Source organism: Kribbella sp. (genome assembly GCF_035687465.1).
Classification (GTDB): Bacteria; Actinomycetota; Actinomycetes; order Propionibacteriales; family Kribbellaceae; genus Kribbella.
The window spans coordinates 1-14752 of the sequence record NZ_DASRXP010000434.1 but is presented as its reverse complement, the minus strand read 5'-3'; the positions used below and the strand labels follow the sequence as shown (position 1 = coordinate 14752).

Sequence of the window (14752 nt, the reverse complement as noted above, 5' to 3'; positions counted from 1 at the left end):
GGCCGGCCGCAAGCCGGTCGACAAGGCGCTCGCGGATGCCCAGACCAAGGTCAATGGCCTGCTGAAGAAGTGAACGACCCGATGATCACCGCCCCGGACCTGGAAGAACTGACTCGCCTGCGCAGGCTGGCCGAGCGCAGTCACGCCGTCATCACCGAGCACCAGGACGCCGGTGGGGCGTATCCCGCCGCGCCCACGTTCTCGGCGTACCGGGGTTATGCCTGGCTGCGCGACGGTTCCTTCACCGCGGAGGGCATCTCCCGGTACGGCGATGTCGCCTCGGCCGACCGGTTTCACGACTGGGTGGACCGCGTACTGCGGGGCCGCCGCGCGCAGGTGGACAGCCTGCGCGCGGCGGTCGCCCGGGATGAGGTGCCGTCGAACGAGGCGATGTTGCCGACCAGGTTCACGTTCGACGGCAAGGACGGGTCGGACCCGTGGTGGGACTTCCAGACCGACGGCTACGGCATGTGGCTGTGGTCGGTGATCACCCATGCGTCGCGGCACGGGGCGGATCTGTCGCGATGGCGGGAGGGGATCGACGTCGCCGTCGACTACCTGGTCGCCTTCTGGGACAGACCTTGCTACGACTGGTGGGAGGAGCACGTCGAGCATCGGCACGTGTCCACCCTTGGCGCTGTTCATGGTGGATTGGTTGCCGTTGGCACCTGCGAGGCGCTGCGATCGGCGCCCTGGTCGGCGGCCGCGTTGAAGGTTGCCGCCGACATCCGTTCGCTGGTGAGCGCCGAAGGTGTCGTGGACGGGCACTTGGTCAAGTGGCTCGGGAGTTCGGCCGTCGACGGGTCATTGCCTGCTTGCATTGTTCCGTTCGGGTTGGTTGCTCCTGGCGACGATCTGGCAGCGACGACTCGAGCCGCGGTGGCGAAGGGCCTCGACTTCGACGGCGGAGTGCATCGGTTCACGGCGGACGTGTTCTACGGCGGCGGTCAGTGGATCCTGCTGTCCGCGTTGCTGGGGTGGAACCTCGCGGTCGCAGGGGACACGGCCGGCGCGCTGCGGCACCTGCGATGGATCGCCGACCAGGCGGACGAGCGTGGAGACCTTCCTGAGCAGGTGCCGCATCACCTTTTGCACCCCAGTTCCCGCGACGAGTGGATCGCCCGCTGGGGAACGGTCGCGAACCCCCTGCTCTGGTCCCACGCGATGTACCTGATCCTCGCCGACGAACTCGGCATCACCCCAGCTGCTGAAGAGGACTGAAGTGATCACCCACCGCCCCTACGGCATCGAACATCCCTACGCCGTTTCCCCGGACCAGCGCGTCCCGGTACTACCCCTCGTCGGCGAATCAGTCCGCCTCGGCGTGATCGTGACGTCCGAGGTGGACCGCGTGGTCTGCGAGTGGGGAACGACGGAGCTGCCGATGGAGTTGGCCAGCCTGTCGGGCGCGGACGCCGCGGCCTTGGCAGGCGGCGACGGCCACCTGAGCGAGGCGCAGGCGAAGTCCCTCGGCGCCGAGGGCGGCTGGTCTGTGGTGACGCCGACTGTGACGGAGCCGGTGAAGTATCGCTTCCACGCCTACAGTCAAACCGCTGCTGTCGAGACGACCGCTTGGTTTGAGGTTTCGCCTGCGAGTTGGAGGTCTGGCGGGGGTGAGGTGCGGGGTGGGGGTGAGCGGGTTGTTGGGGTGGAGTGGTTGGTGTCGGCTGAGGGGGTGCATCGGGCGCGGTTTGCGTTCGAGTTGGGGCCTGATGATCACCTTGTGGGGTTCGGGGAGCGGTATGACGCGCTCGACCAGCGGGGGCGGTCGCTGGACGCGGTGGTGTTCGAGCAGTACAAGTCGCAAGGGGTGCATGGGCGGACGTATCTGCCAATGCCGTTCGCTCACGTGGTGGATGCTTCCGGCAACGGCTGGGGTTTCCATGTCCGAACGTCTCGCCGTACCTGGTATTCGTCGACCGAGAACAGACTGGTCGTAGAAGTTGCTCTGGGCGACGAACCAGTCGTCGACCTGGCGATCTACGAGGGCTCGCCGACCGCAGTACTGAAGGCATTCCTGGATGAGGTCGGCAGGGCAGAAGAACTACCGGCCTGGATCTTCAAACTGTGGGCCTCAGGCAACGAGTGGAATACCCAGGACCTCGTGATGGCTCGGATGGACGCGCACCGCGACCTGGAGATCCCCGTCGGCGCGGTGGTGATCGAGGCCTGGAGCGACGAAGAAGGAATCACGATCTGGCGCGACGCGCAGTACGAGCTCAACGCCGACGGCAGCGCGCACAAGGCCTCCGACTTCGCCTACCGCGGCGCTTGGCCGGACCCGAAGGCGATGATCGACGAACTGCACGCCCGCGGGATCAAGGTCATCCTCTGGCAGATCCCCTTGCAGAAGACCGAGTTCACCACCGGCCAGGTCGCGGTCGATGCTGACGCCATGGTCCGTGACGGGCATGCCGTGCTCGAGGCGGACGGTACGGCGTACCACAACCGCGGCTGGTGGTTCCCGAAGGCGTTGATGCCCGACCTGTCCGTCCAGCGGACCCGCGACTGGTGGACCGAGAAGCGGCGCTACCTGGTCGAGGACCTCGACGTGGACGGGTTCAAGACCGACGGCGGTGAGCACGCCTGGGGCCACGACCTCGTCTACGCGGACGGCCGTCGAGGTGACGAGGGCAACAACGTGTTCCCGGTGCACTACGCACGCGCCTTCGGCGATCTGCTGCGCTCAGCCGGTAAGGCGCCGGTGACGTTCTCGCGGTCAGGGTTCACCGGATCGCAGCCGCACGGGATCTTCTGGGCCGGCGACGAGGACTCCACCTGGGAGGCGTTCCGCTCCTCGGTGACGGCCGGACTCACGGCCGCCTCGTGCGGGATCGTCTACTGGGGTTGGGATCTCGCCGGCTTCTCCGGTCCCGTCCCCGACGCCGAGCTCTACCTCCGCGCGGCGGCCGCGTCGGTGTTCATGCCGATCATGCAGTACCACTCGGAGTTCAACCACCACCAACTCCCCCTCCGCGACCGCACCCCCTGGCACGTCGCCGAAACCACCGGCGACGACCGCGTCATCCCCCTCTTCCGACGCTTCGTCGTACTGCGCGACAACCTCGTCCCGTACCTCACCGAGCAGGCCGCCCACACCATCACCACCGACCGCCCGTTGATGCGTCCCCTCTTCTTCGACCACCCCGAAGACCCCGAGATCTGGCACCACCCCCACCAGTACCTCCTGGGAAACGACCTCCTGATCAGCCCGGTCCTCGAACCAGGCGCCACAACCTGGACCACCTATCTCCCGGCAGGCGACTGGATCGACGCCTGGACAGGTATCCCCGTCACCCCCGGCCTGGTCACCCGCTACGTACCTCTGGACGTTGTCCCGGTCTACTGCCGCGCTGCCCGTTGGCCCGACCTCGAGCAACTCTTCCCGCTGAGCTAGTGCAAGGCCTGGTGGACGAGGTGGAGTTGCTTCGAGGCGGCCTTCACGATGGTGAAGGTGCCGGTCAGCTCGGCTGAGACGTTGCCGGCATTGTCGGTGGCGCGGACCTTGACGGTGTGTGCACCCGCCGCGGTGATCACCACCGGCGCGGTGTACACCGTCCAGGCGCCGCCGTCCAGGGCGTACTCGATCGACCTGACCCCGCCGGCGTCGGTAGCACTAGCGTTGAGGGTGGCCCGGTCGACGAACTCCCAGCCGGCGTTCTGGTTCCCGGTCAGCCATCCCGACACCGCCGGCGGCGTACCGTCGCCACCGGACGGCACGACGGTGAACGTCACGGTGCCCACGGCCGAGATATTGCCGGCGGCATCGGCCGCCCGGTAGGCCACCGTGTGCGAGCCGTTCGTGGCCACCTCGATCGGCACCGTGTACGCCGTCCAGGCGCCGCCGTCGACCTGGTACTCCACCGAGGCCACCCCGGACGCCGCATCGGTGGCGGTCACGGTCACCGACGCCTTGCCGACATAGTTGCCGTCGGCGTCCTGGGTGCCGGACACAGCAGCGGTCACGACCGGTGGCGCGGAGTCCTGTTCGACCACCGTGAAGTGCGCCATCCCTTCAGGTGAGACATTGCCGGCGTTGTCGGTGGCCCGGTAGTGCAGCATGTGCATCCCCGGGGTGTTCACGTCCACCGGCGCCGTGTAGGCCGTCCAGGCGGCACCGTCGAGTTGGTACTCGACAGTCTTCACGCCGGAGCCGGCGTCGGTCGCGGTCACGGTCACCCGCGCGGTGTCGAGGTAGTTGCCGTCGGCATCCTGTTCACCGGTGACCGCGGCGGTCACCGTCGGCGGAGTCGTGTCCTCCGGCGGATCGACCACCCGGAATCCCACCGATCCGGTCGGCGACACATTGCCGTCGTGGTCGGTGGCCCGGTACTGCACCGTGTGATCACCGATCGCGCTGACCACCACGGGTGCGGTGTACGGCTTGAATCCGGTGTCGTCCAGCTCGTACTCCACCGACGCCACCCCGGACTGGGCGTCCTCGGCGGTCACCGTGACGGTGGCCTGGCCAAGGTAGTGGCCGTCCGGGTTCTGCGGCCCCGAGACGGCAGCGGTGACGGTCGGCGGGGTGGTGTCCTCACCGTCGTCGGTGACGGTGAACTCGCCGACCATGGTGCTGTGCCCCGGGATGGCGCAGAAGTACCGATACTTCCCCGGCGCCAGCGTCACCTCGACCGAATGCTGACCATTACTCCCGTCGTCCGGGTACGCGAGAATGTTCAGGTCGACGTCGTGGTTGTAGCCCGGCGTCGAACGGTCGAACGTTAGCGTGTGCGACATGTCGGTGGTGTTGCCGGTGGCCTCGCTGTTCTCGAACACGATCGTTGTCAGGCCGGCGACCGCCTGGGTCGGCGCGGTGGTGTAGGCGGTGACGCTGTTGCCCGCGGTCCAGGTCAGCACCTGGTCGGCGGCAGGCTCCACCGGCACCGACGCCAGTGCCCGCATCGACTGGGGCACCAGCATCACCAGCACCGCGGTGAGCCCGGTTATGAGTCGTCGCATCACAGCCTCCTAGAGGGTCCGCAGCCGGATGTTGCGGAACTCCATCAGGTCGCTGTTCCCATGGTTCTGCAGCCCGATGTAGCCCTCGACGAACTGCCGCAGGTCGGTCGACGGGTCGCTCGGCCGCGACGACTGCTGTCCCGGGGTGTTGTCGAACTCGTTGATCACCACACCATTGCGGATGATCGTGTAGTGCTGCCCGACGACCTTGATCTCGTACTCGTTCCACTGCGCCTTCGGGGTCGGCCGGGCCGCGGCCAGTCCGATCGGGTCGAAGTTGTAGATCGACCCGGTCTTCTGCGGCTCGCCCGGTTCACCGTCGTACAGCTGGACCTCGTGGCCGCAGTAGATCGCCACCCAGGCCTGTGAGGTGCGGGCCGAGCCGACTGTGCCGCAACTGCCGAGCGGCCGCTGATCGAGCGGTGTGCGCGGATCCGGGAACCGGACGAAGACGCCGCTGTTCGCGCGAACAGCGTCCGGCGCGACGTCGCGGAACTGCAGCTTCAGCGAGAAGTCGCCGTACGGCTTCTTCGCGAACCAGAGCATGCCGAGCCCGCCGGACGGTTTCAGCGACCCGTCCGGCTGGACGGCGAACTCACCCGATGGCGCCTGCGCCCAGTCGTAGAACGACTCGGCGGTGCCGTCGAAGAGCGGCTCGTACCCGGTCACGCCTGGCCGGCCGATGGCCGACGCCCGGGCCACCGCGATCAGGTTGTCCCGCTCGGCGACGGTGATGATCCCGCGCTCCCGCAGTTGCCGGGTGGCCAGCTGGACGTGGCTGACGAACAGGGCATGGGTGGCCCAGGTGCTCTCGTCGTCGATCAGGTCGTCGGCCCGGCAGCCACCGCCCGCGTTGCGGTTCGGCACCGTCGTCGCGGTGTCCCCGATGGACACCTGAGCACCCTGGTCCGGCAGCACACAGCCGGCGTTGATCGCTGTCGTCGCGACCGCGGTCGTGCCGTCGGCGTAGGTGACGGTCAGCTTCGCCGTGCGCAGCCCGGGGCTGCTATAGGTGTGCCGCGGGTTGGCCTCGGTCGAGGTGGTGCCGTCGCCGAACGTCCAGGCGTACGACACCCCACCGGCCTTGGTGCCGTTGAACGCGTAGGTCAGCGGCTTGTTCTGCACCGCGACCCCGGAGGCCTTCGGCAGCGGGGTCGGCGGGCCGCCCTTGTAGCTGACCTTCACCAGCTTCTGGTTCGGGTGCAGGGTGAAGAATCCGCCGCCGTAGTCGAGCACGTAGAGCGCACCGTCCGGTCCGAACCGGGCGTCCATCCAGCTCTGCACCTGGTTGCTGCCGTTGCCCCCGGGCACGATGTGCTGGAACGTCTCGCCGAACGCCGGCGGCTGCGCCGTCGGGACGCCGGCCGGGTCGACCGTCACCGCGTTCCGGCGGCTCGGGGTCGAATTGTCGCCGATGAACCACTTGTCGTCCCAGTACTTCGGCCAGGCCACCCCGCTCGTGCTGTTCACCCGGTCGTAGTGGTAGGTCGGCCCGGACATCACGGCCTGCCCGCCACCGCCTCGGAAGTACGGCTGGGTGTAGACCGCGTCCTCGTCCTTGTACGTCGGGATCGAGCTGCCCGGGCGCTTCGGGAACACCGGCCCGCCGCCGCCCGGTGAGTACCAGATCATGTTGTCCTTGACCGGCGGCAGCTCGACCAGCCCGGTGTTTCGCGGCGAGGTGTTCAGCGGGTTGTCGCAGTCGTACCAGCCGGTCAGCACCGACGCGTCCGTGTTGCTGCGGTTACGGTACGGCTGCCGGTTGCCCATGCAGTAGGGCCAGCCGTGGTTGCCGGCCTCGGTGATGATCGTCGCGGTCTCGTACTTCGCCGGCCCGAGCTCCGGGTCCGGCGAACCGGCGTCCGGCCCGACCCAGGCGGCGGTCAGCCAGTCGGTTTCCGGGTCGATCGCGAGCCGGGAGATGTTCCGCACGCCCATCACGTAGATCTCCGGCCGTGCCAAACCTGACGACACCGGTGCTGTGCCGGGCGCGAACAGGTTGCCGGCCGGGATCGTGTACGTGCCGTCCGGTTCCGGGTGGATCCGGATGATCTTCCCGTTCAGGTCATTGGTGTTGCCGGAGGTGCGCCGGGCGTCCTGGAACGACAGCCCGCCGAACTCCTGCGTCCAGTTGTTGCCGGAGTAGCCGCTTGAGCCGCCGGAGGAGTTGCTGTCCCCGGACCCGACGTACAGGTTGCCCAAGGAGTCGAACGCCATCCCGCCACCGGCGTGGCAGCAACTGTGTTGCTGGACCTCCCACTGCAGCAGGTCCTTGCGGCCGGCCAGGTCGACGGTCTGGCTAGTGGCGTTGTAGGTCAGCCGCGAGATCGTCCGCTTGCCGGTGTGCCGGACTCGGTCGACGGTGTCGTGCGGCATCCAGTAGACGTAGAACCAGCCGTTCACGGCGAACTTCGGGTCCAGCACGATGCCGAGCAGGCCCTCCTCGTTCTTGACCAGCTCGTCGCCGGAGCCGCGATTGCCCATCACCGGCAGCGTGGCCAGCAGCTTCGCCTTCTTGGTGACCGGATCCCACTGGTGGATGGTGCCGCAGCCGAGGCCGACGTTCGGGTTCTCCCATTCGACCACCGGGCCGCTCGGGCAGGCCGCCTTGCCGACGTAGAAGATCTTGCCGTTCGGCGCGATCGTCATCCCGTGCGGCTCGCCGATCTGGTCGAGCTGGCCGGCCTGGTTGGGCAGGGTCAGCCGCTCTACCGTGTAGTTGGCGGCGATCGTCGCCTGGCAGTCCGCCCGGACCATTCCGGTGGTCCACTTCAGCGCGCCGAGCAGGTGCTTGCGGAACGCGGACTCGCCGTAGCTGCCGTCAGTGCCGCCCATGCCGGTGTAGAAGGACCGGCCGCCGCCGTAGTCGCGGCACCAGGAGATCGGGTGGAACGGGCCGTTGGCGCCAGGGCCAGGGTTGTAGTGCCGCTCCTCGACCTGGGCGACGGTGTGCACGGTCCCGACCGGAGTGGTCGCCCAGTTGCGCCACTTGTCGGTCCGGGTCAGGTTCAGCGGCAGGCCGGCGTTCGCCGGGTGTTGCCGATCCAGCAGGTTGACCACCGCGCGCTGCGGAGTCGGCTCCGGCGGCGGAGACGAGTCACCGGTGTAGAAGAGCAGGTCGGCGAGTTGCATCAGCGGGTCGCCGCTGTTCGCGGTGATGTTGAGCCGATAGTGCGCGTACACCGTCGTGTTCGCGACCTCGAACACCCGCCGCTGGAGCCGCTCGGCGAAGACCTCGTTGCTGCGGGTGTCCAGGTCGGTCCAGGTGCTGCCGTCGTTCGAGCCCTGCAGGGTCCAGTTCTTGGGGTCCCGGCCGGCGGAGTCGTTCGCCGAGGTGAGCGAGTACCTGGTCACCGCAGCCGGCTCGGCGAGCTGCATCGCGACCCAGCCAGTCGGCGCGAAGGCCAGCCACTTGGTGTTCGGGTTCGCGTCGGTCAGCTTCTCCTTGGTCTCGTTCGGCGGGTTCTCCGCGCTGGCCGTCACCGCCGACACCGGCCGTGGCGGCGGCAGCAGGGCGCCGACCGGGCGCGCGCCGATCAGGCCGGTGAACCAGTCGGAGTCCGGCTGGAACTTCGACGCGTCACCGATGCCGAGGTAGCCGTTGCCGGCCTTGATGTAGTTCTGCAGCGCTGTCTCCTGCTCCCGCCTGAGCGCGATGCCTTGTGCGGACAAGAACACCACCGCGCGGTACATCGCCAGCTTCGTCGGGGTGAAGACGGCCGGATCCGAGCTGACATGCACGGTCATCCCGTTGGCCTGCCCGAGGCCGGCGATCGCGTCGGTCGCCCGCTCCACCGGATCCAGCTGGTCGTCGGGCTCGCCGCGGAACACCAGCACGTTCACCGCCACATCGGTGGCGGCGGTCGCGGTGACCGGTGCCGCCTGCGCCATCGGCGGCGTGCTGCCCGGCTGCACCGTCAGGGTGCCGAACGCCAGTGCCGCGGTGACCAGAACGGCAGCGCTACGCCGCCGATGGTTGAGCCTCATCGTTCCCCCTCAGCCGTGATGGGTGGAGTGACCGGACTGGGACCCGGCCAGGTGGTGCTGGTGGAAGCGGTCGATCGCCGCCTGCGCGCCGGCCGGCATCCCACCGTCGGGATTGCGGACCAGGAACAGGCCGACCATCCCCTGGTCGGAGTGCATCTGCACGTGGCAGTGGTACATCCACACGCCCGGCCCGACGCCTTCGCCGGCCAGCACCTGGAAGCCGAACGAACTGCCGGGGTCGAGGTTCTTGTTGTCGATCACCGGGCTCGGATCGTTCGCACCGGTGAGCATGCCTGTGCGCGTGTCGGCCCAGCGGTGCGCATGCAGGTGGAACGTGTGCGGCAGGTTGCCGTGCCCGACGCAGACGAACTCGACCCGCTCCCCCTGCCGGGCCTCGAACATCGGGGTGTCCGGCGCCACCTTGTTATTGATCAGCATCTCGTTGAACACGACCGTGAACTGCCGGTCCGGGATCAGGTCGCCGCGGCGACGGACGATCAGACCGCCGTACAGGCCCTTCTGAATCCCGACAGTGCCGTGGTCGTTGCCCATCGCGTGGTCGTGGTAGTGCCAGTAGCCGGCGCTGCCGGGCATGAACCGGTTGCTGCCGAGGTCGACCTGCTTGCGGGTGCGCCAGACGTAGGTGCGGGTCTCTCCGGGCGCGTTGAACGAGGCGTTCAGCGGGCTGCCGTCGGAGTCGACGTCGTAGTCGACGCCGAGCGGGTGGATCGACAGCCGCTGGGCGGAGTTGTTGACCAGTTCGATCTCGAGGGTCTCCCCCTCGTAGATCTCCAGCAGCGGCCCGGGAACGGTCGCCTCACCGGGCGCCAGCCCGTAGCCGAACAGGTCGCCTGGCAGCGGCTCGGCGTACAGGGTGATCTGGCGGACCGCGGCGGCGCCGTCGGGGGCGGCGGCCACACCGGTCAGCATCGCTCCGCCGGCAACTGCGGCAGGGGCGACCAGCATCGATCGGCGGGACAACCGCGGATTTTGGGCGTGCTCGGCCATCAAGGGACTCCGTTCGGGCGGGAACGCGTGTCTCCAGGTCCAGCTGTGTGGTCAGTGATCGACCCCCCGGGCCAACCAACTGTCGCTAAGCCAGCACACTATGTAGCCATCGACAAAAAGTTAAGACCCGGGTCAGATGTTTTTGTCGTTCGTTGTCAGATCCGCGATGGTCTAGGGTGAGACGTATGAAGAGTTCTGCAGATGTGCAATCCCCGGTGGCGATCGACGAGTGCAACATCCGGCTCGTGGATCCGGAGCGGGTGGCGGCCGTCAATGCCAGGATGCCTTCTGAGCAGGATGTGGTCGACACGGCCGATGTTTTCGGGCTGCTGGGCGACCCGCGCCGGCTGAAGTTGCTGGTGGCGTTGCTGGACGGCGAGCTGTGCGTCTGCGACCTGGCCGCGGTGACGGGGATGAGCGAATCGGCGACCTCACACGCGCTGAGGCTGCTGCGCGCCCACCGGGTGGTCTCGGTACGGCGTGACGGGCGGATGGCCTTCTACCGGCTCGACGACGCGCATGTCCGCATGCTCGTCGACCTCGCCGTCGCCCACACCGAGCACACCGACGCCATGCACCCCGAGCGGGATGGCCGCAACTCATGACTGCGGACCACGGGCACGACACCAAGACGCAAGGGCACGGCCATGGGCACGGGCACGGGGTCAGTGCGGAGTCTGACCGGCGGTTGCTGAGTGGCGCGCTGGCGTTGATCCTCGCGTTCATGGCGGCCGAGGTGATCGTCGGCTTCGCGGCCGGGTCGCTGGCCCTGATCACCGACGCGGCGCACATGCTGACCGACGCCGCCGCGATCGCGCTCGCCCTGATCGCGATCCGCCTGTCGGCGCGCCCGCCGGCCGGCGGCTTCACCTACGGGCTCAAGCGGGTCGAGATCCTGTCGGCCCAGGCGAACGGCATCACCCTGCTGCTGCTCGCCGCGTTCTTCGTGTACGAGTCCGTCAACCGGATGATCCACCCGCCCGACGTGGAAGGCGCGCTGGTCCTGATCACTGGTGTCGTCGGCATCGTGGTGAACCTGTTCGCCACCTACCTGATCAGCAAGGCGAACCGCTCCAGCCTGAACGTCGAAGGCGCGTTCCAGCACATCCTCAACGACCTCTTCGCCTTCATCGCGACCGCCATCGCCGGTCTGATCGTTCTGCTCACCGGATTCGCCCGCGCCGACTCGATCGCCGCGCTGATCGTCGCCGCATTGATGCTCAAGGCGGGCATCGGCCTGGTCCGGGATTCCGGCCGGATCTTCCTCGAGGCAGCACCCGCTGGGCTCGATCCGGCCGCCCTGGGCGCCGAGCTCTGCGCAGTACGGGGCGTGGTCGAGGTGCATGACCTGCACGTCTGGGAGATCACCTCGGGTGAGCCGGCCGCGTCAGCGCACATCCTGGTCCAGGAGGGCCTCGACTGCCACCAGATCCGGAGCGAGATCGAGTCCCTGCTGGCCGAGCGGCATCACCTCACCCACTCGACGCTCCAGGTGGACCACGCGTCAAGCGGCGTACAGGCTGCTCATTGCAGTGACGCGCACGGGGCAGTGCATCGGACCATCACAGTCGCTGAAACAGAACCTGACCAGGCCATTCCGACGAGTCACTGACCGGTACTGCGAACGCCTCGGCCCGGGTGAACCCCTGCTGCTCGTAGTACCGGACGAGCGCGCCCTCGCCGCCCGCGAAGCAGTCCACCCGGACCAGCTCGATACCCTCGTTCCGCGCTAGCGAACGCGCGTGGTCGAGCAGTTCCGCGCCGATACCCTGCCCGCGAGACGCACGATCGGTCACCAGCAGTTGGACATACAGCTCCGGCTCGGTGGCGGGCGGCACGTACGGCATCGGCTCGCCGACCACGAGCGCCCCGACCACGCGCCCGGCCGACTCGGCGATCCACAGGCTGCCGGCATCGGCGTACCCGGTCACCCGCTTGATCCGCCGCGGGTCGGTGGAGTGCGGCTCGGTCCCCCACTGGTCAGTGCGCCCGATGGAAACCAGCCACTCGGTCGCCCCGTCCAGCAGACCCAGGACGGCCGGCACGTCGGCCCGGTCGCCGGGCCGAATGATCAGGAAAGATGCCACCCAGCCATCCTGCCACCCAAAATAAAGCTCGACGGATGTCGAAAGCCTGGGGCCGGCTTCTACCTAGGAATGAAGACACCCGCAACGAGAAGAGGGAATCCGATGAAGAGCAAGGCTGGTCAGCTGGACAGGCAGTTCACCGCACCGCTGCTGAAGAGCGCGAGCAAGGGCGGCTGGACGTACGTCGTGATGCCGGGCTCGGCCGAGTTCTTCGGCACCCGCGGCCTGGTGAAGGTCCGCGGCACGATGGACGGTCATCCGTTCGAGAGCGCGTTCATGGCCCTGGGCGACGGCACCCACAAACTCCCGGTCAAGGCCGACCTCCGCACCCTGATCGGCAAGAACGCCGGCGACCAGATCACCATCCACCTCCACGAACGCCTCTGACAGCCTGAGGTCAGCTCGGCCAGACGAACGCCGGGTCGCGGAGGTAGTCGTCCCGCCGCCATTCCAGGGCCATTCGGACCATGTCGTGCGCACCCGTGCCGATCACCTTGCGCAAGGGTGGTTCCGGCTCGTCGAGCAGGGCCAGCAACGCCTCCGCCGCGACCCGTGGCGATTCCTGGGTCTGCGGCTCGGAGGCGGCCACCTCGACCTCTTCCGGTGTCGGATAACCCGGCATGCCGAGGATCGCCGTACGGGATCCCTCGTACGCCGGGTCCGCGGTCGTGAACCGCATGCTCGAGCCGGCCCAATCGGTGGCGAACCCGCCGAGCTCGAGGAGGTGCACCCGGATCCCGAGCGGCGCGACCTCGGCGGACAGTGCGGCACTCAGTCCTTCCAGCGCCCACTTGGTCGCGTTGTACGCGCCGAACAGCGGCAGGTGACCGACTGCACCGACGCTGGAGACCTGCACGATCGACCCCGACCCACGCTCTCGCAGGTGCGGCAGCACCGCCTGGGTCACCCAGACCGCGCCGAACAGGTTGACGTCGAACTGCGCCCGGATCTCCTGCTCGGACAGCTCCTCGACCGCCCCGACCAGGCCGTACCCGGCGTTGTTCACGACCACGTCCGGAATGCCGACCGTCGACACCACCTCGGCGACAACCGCCTCCACCTCGGCCCGCACCGCGACGTCGAGGCGGCGCTGGATCAGGCGGTCCCCGTACCGCTTGGCGAGATCGTCCAGCAGTCCGTCCCGGCGAACCGTCGCGATCACCCGGTCGCCGTGCTCCAGCGCCGCCTCAGTGAAGGCCTTGCCCAGTCCACGCCCTGCGCCGGTGATGAGCCATAGGCGTTGTGCCATCTCGCGACCACCCTCCTTGATGTTTAACGAGACGAACCGTATCGTCTCGTTCGTGAAGAGTCCAGACGAGCGCCGCCGAAGCGACCGGGCCCACGCCGCGATTCTCGAGGCGGCCTCGCAGACCGTGCAGGAGCTCGGCTACGGCAAGACCACGATCGAGGGCATCGCGGCTCGCGCGGGAGTCGGCAAGCAGACGATCTACCGTTGGTGGTCCTCGAAAGGCGCGGTCGTGATCGATGCGCTGCTCGCCGGGCAGACCGAGACGGACTGGCCGGACAGCGGGGACCTCGGGACCGATCTGCGGTTGGTGCTGCGGGCAACGACCCTGGAGTTCGCCGACGAACGGACCTCGGCGACGCTCCGCGCGCTGATGCTCGACATGCAGGACGACCCGGCACTCAGCGAGAGCGTGATGACCCGGATGCTCGGACCGCAACTCGAGGCGACCAAGCGGAGGCTGAGGTCGGCCCAGCAGGCCGGGCAGGTCGATGCGGCCGTCGACCTGGACCTGGCCGTCGAGGTGATCTTCGGCCCGATCTACCACCGCTGGATCCTGCGGACGCACCCGTTCGACGAGGCCTACGCGGACGCTCTGACCAACCTCGCGATCCGCGCGCTCGGGCCAGCGGTTGCGGGTGCGGTAGGCCGCTGAGGCCATCCGGTCGTTGCAGAGCTCGCAGTAGTAGCGGCGGCGGTTCGCCTTGGTGCGATCGACATATACGCAGCGGCACGGATCGCCGGAACCGGCGTACGGGGCCTTGCTTTCACAGCCGGGTGTGGATCCGCGTCGGATCGCAGCGCTCGGGCATGACTATCGCGCAGGTACGGATCGCTGGTGGGTAACCGCGCGAAGGCACTGGTGTTCATGGCGGGCGATGCCACCTGGGCGAGCCGATTCGACCCTCGGGCGGTGGTCTATCGGCGGCTCGAACGGGTTGTCGGGACCTCGGACACGTTATTTCCTGTCCCAGGTCCCGATTTGGTGTTCAAGGTCCCGAGTCCTGGTCGGTATTCCGCGTCGCCATCCGGAATCCCCAGATTTCTTGCCATGGAATGCAACACCTACCGACTCACCTCCGCCGACCACCCAGGAGTGCGCCGCGCAGGCCCCAAGCGAGCGACCCCGGCAGCAGCCCCGACAAATTCCCCCACTGCGGCCGTACTTCCCAGCGGATTCCAGTGCCGGCGGCTGAGCCCCCACGCTCTCACCACAATCGATCCGATCCTGCTCTGCGTCGCCAAGAACAGGAGGTAGTCAGGCCGTCAGCGCTGCCGACGGTCGCGTCCCGCTTGAGCGGCGCATCCACCACCCCGACCCGGCCACTACCTCCTGTCGTTCCCGACACCGGTCACCCTCACCGCCCCTCGATAAACCACCTGGCGGTCCGGGCGCACCACCAGGCCGACTCCCATCACCGCGACCAGCACCATCACCCAGCCCGGCGACGCGAACCACCCG

11 protein-coding genes are annotated in these 14752 nt (G+C 68.1%); 6 read left to right on the top strand and 5 right to left on the bottom strand.

The window, feature by feature from the left end; all coding sequences use genetic code 11:
• Positions 1–81 precede the first annotated feature (81 nt).
• Together VFG33_RS22540 and VFG33_RS22535 are read left to right on the top strand one after the other, a co-directional pair.
• On the top strand, positions 82–1221 hold the full coding sequence (locus VFG33_RS22540) for a glycoside hydrolase family 15 protein (protein WP_325054908.1): 1140 nt from the start codon (positions 82–84) through the stop codon (positions 1219–1221).
• 1 nt (position 1222) lies between these two features.
• Positions 1223–3397, top strand: a complete 2175-nt coding sequence (locus VFG33_RS22535) for a glycoside hydrolase family 31 protein (RefSeq protein ID WP_325054907.1) — start codon at positions 1223–1225, stop codon at positions 3395–3397.
• Here the strand turns inward: VFG33_RS22535 and VFG33_RS22530 are convergent.
• From VFG33_RS22530 to VFG33_RS22520, 3 genes are read right to left on the bottom strand one after another with little or no spacing between them, the layout of a single operon-like run.
• Entirely contained in the window at positions 3394–4962 is a 1569-nt protein-coding gene (locus VFG33_RS22530) for an OmpL47-type beta-barrel domain-containing protein (protein WP_325054906.1), read from the bottom strand. The two genes, VFG33_RS22535 and VFG33_RS22530, sit on opposite strands and share 4 nt — an antisense overlap.
• Before the next feature lie 9 nt (positions 4963–4971).
• Complete coding sequence (locus VFG33_RS22525; protein WP_325054905.1) at positions 4972–8949, bottom strand: ThuA domain-containing protein; 3978 nt, start codon at positions 8947–8949, stop codon at positions 4972–4974.
• A gap of 9 nt (positions 8950–8958) precedes the next feature.
• The gene (locus VFG33_RS22520) at positions 8959–9957 is read right to left on the bottom strand and encodes a multicopper oxidase domain-containing protein (RefSeq protein ID WP_325054904.1); all 999 of its coding nucleotides are present in this window, start codon (positions 9955–9957) and stop codon (positions 8959–8961) included.
• Between the two features lie 185 nt (positions 9958–10142).
• On the opposite strand from VFG33_RS22520, the gene VFG33_RS22515 reads away from it, so the two are divergent.
• Both VFG33_RS22515 and VFG33_RS22510 read left to right on the top strand, forming a co-directional pair.
• Entirely contained in the window at positions 10143–10562 is a 420-nt protein-coding gene (locus VFG33_RS22515; protein WP_325054903.1) for an ArsR/SmtB family transcription factor, read from the top strand.
• Positions 10559–11569 carry a cation diffusion facilitator family transporter gene (locus VFG33_RS22510; protein WP_325054902.1) on the top strand — a complete coding sequence of 337 codons (1011 nt, stop codon included), beginning with the start codon at positions 10559–10561 and terminating at the stop codon, positions 11567–11569. Before VFG33_RS22515 ends, VFG33_RS22510 begins: the two co-directional genes overlap by 4 nt.
• On the opposite strand, the gene VFG33_RS22505 is transcribed toward VFG33_RS22510, so the two are convergent.
• Positions 11520–12044 carry a GNAT family N-acetyltransferase gene (locus VFG33_RS22505; protein ID WP_325054901.1) on the bottom strand — a complete coding sequence of 175 codons (525 nt, stop codon included), beginning with the start codon at positions 12042–12044 and terminating at the stop codon, positions 11520–11522. The genes VFG33_RS22510 and VFG33_RS22505 overlap by 50 nt on opposite strands.
• Positions 12045–12146: 102 nt before the next feature.
• On the opposite strand from VFG33_RS22505, the gene VFG33_RS22500 reads away from it, so the two are divergent.
• Positions 12147–12431 (top strand): DUF1905 domain-containing protein, encoded by a 285-nt coding sequence (locus VFG33_RS22500; protein ID WP_325054900.1) that lies wholly within the window; start codon positions 12147–12149, stop codon positions 12429–12431.
• A gap of 10 nt (positions 12432–12441) precedes the next feature.
• Here VFG33_RS22500 and VFG33_RS22495 read toward each other — a convergent pair whose 3' ends face one another.
• Positions 12442–13293 carry an SDR family NAD(P)-dependent oxidoreductase gene (locus VFG33_RS22495; RefSeq protein ID WP_325054899.1) on the bottom strand — a complete coding sequence of 284 codons (852 nt, stop codon included), beginning with the start codon at positions 13291–13293 and terminating at the stop codon, positions 12442–12444.
• A gap of 52 nt (positions 13294–13345) precedes the next feature.
• Between VFG33_RS22495 and VFG33_RS22490 the strand changes: the two genes are divergently transcribed.
• Entirely contained in the window at positions 13346–13945 is a 600-nt protein-coding gene (locus VFG33_RS22490) for a TetR/AcrR family transcriptional regulator (RefSeq protein ID WP_325054898.1), read from the top strand.
• Positions 13946–14752: the final 807 nt, after the last annotated feature.